The 1,335-nt window shown below is 47.7% G+C and carries 3 protein-coding genes; 1 reads left to right on the forward strand and 2 read right to left on the reverse strand.

What is annotated here, in order from left to right:
• Positions 1–314: type IIL restriction-modification enzyme MmeI (locus CFT68_RS21995; protein ID WP_317044132.1), on the forward strand; the 314-nt coding region annotated here is incomplete at its 5' end.
• 128 nt (positions 315–442) lie between these two features.
• Here the strand turns inward: CFT68_RS21995 and CFT68_RS21340 are convergent.
• Together CFT68_RS21340 and CFT68_RS21345 are read right to left on the reverse strand one after the other, a co-directional pair.
• Positions 443–757: a HigA family addiction module antitoxin gene (locus CFT68_RS21340; protein ID WP_088845722.1), complete on the reverse strand. Its 315-nt coding sequence runs from the start codon at positions 755–757 to the stop codon at positions 443–445.
• A gap of 25 nt (positions 758–782) precedes the next feature.
• On the reverse strand, positions 783–1,061 hold the full coding sequence (locus CFT68_RS21345; RefSeq protein ID WP_088845723.1) for a type II toxin-antitoxin system RelE/ParE family toxin: 279 nt from the start codon (positions 1,059–1,061) through the stop codon (positions 783–785).
• Positions 1,062–1,335: the final 274 nt, after the last annotated feature.

The following is a 1,335-nucleotide window of genomic DNA, read 5'->3' on the forward strand; positions in this document are numbered from 1 at the left end:
GGCCAGAATCCCCGGTTGATAATAGCCGCAAGGTTATAGAAGATGCAGCACAGGCCGTACTCGATGCCCGAGATGCTCACTCTGGTAGCACTCTTGCAGACCTTTACGACCCACTAGCTATGCCATCCGACTTACGCGCCGCCCATCGCCGTCTCGACAAGTTGATTGATCATCTCTATCGCCGTAAAGCTTTCAAAAATGATACTGAGCGAGTTCAGTGTCTGTTTGAGAAATACGATGAGCTAAACTCTCCTTTAGCTCTTGCCCCCATCTCGCCGGTCACACCAAAGCAGCGGCGCAATACTAAAGCATGATTACCTAGCTTGGCAGCCTGAGTTGAGGATTCAGCTTATGCTGCCAAGCTATGGAAGCACCAGCAAGGGAGGGAACACTAAGGTCGAATTCACTTACAAACAGCTCGTTACAACCTTAAGCAGGGAGTTTAGCTAGCTGCTGGCTCCCAAAATACGCGAACATGCTCAACAGAAACTCTTTGCCGAGCTTGAGCCAGATCATAGTTCTCCTGTACCGTAAGCCAGAACTCCGCAGTGGTATTACGAAATGCAGCAGCTAACCGTAACGCCATCTCCGGCGTGACGCTCTGACGTTTGTTAAGAATAGCAGAAAGGGTCTTACGGGTCGTACCTAGCCCTTCTGCTACTTCTTCCAGAGTCAGCTTAGCTCCTGTTTCCTCACGCAGCCCCTCTATGTTCTCGCGAATCAATTCGCCGGGGTGTGATGGATTGAACATTGGCATATATCAGCCTTATCTCTTCTGTAGGTCAGTGATAGTCGAGGTAGTCAACATCGACAACGTCCTCGCCTTCAAACCGGAAAATGATCTTCCAGTTGGCTCTGACCTTGATTGAATAAAAATCTTTTAGATCACCCTTCAACTGGTGAAAACCTGAACCAGGGAAATTAAGTGCTTGGGGAGTCTTTGCCGCTTCTAGACGGGTAAGAATCCGATTGATTCTCTCCACATTATCAGCAGGCAGTTTAGAGGTATCTCCTTTGTCATGTAAGGACTTAAGACCCTTGTGGCGAATGGAACGAATCATCTGGTGGCGGAACGTTTATAGGAGTGTTGGCGGCGTTCATATGTCAGGGTTTTAGTGGAAGTGTGGGCGAATGTAACCTGTAACGTTCCAAGTTACAAAAAAGTTCTAGAAGATTTTATTCCTCCTTAAAGGCAATGGCTATTGACCTGTTGTGCAACCCTTTGAGTAAGGACAAGTAAGAATGCGAATAACTAGCTCTTTCCTTTTCGATACCATTCCAGCAGGATAGGAGCAAAGAGAGTAGCGGCTGCTCCTATGAGAGCGGCAATGATGA

Source organism: Hymenobacter gelipurpurascens (genome assembly GCF_900187375.1).
Taxonomy (GTDB): Bacteria; Bacteroidota; Bacteroidia; order Cytophagales; family Hymenobacteraceae; genus Hymenobacter; species Hymenobacter gelipurpurascens.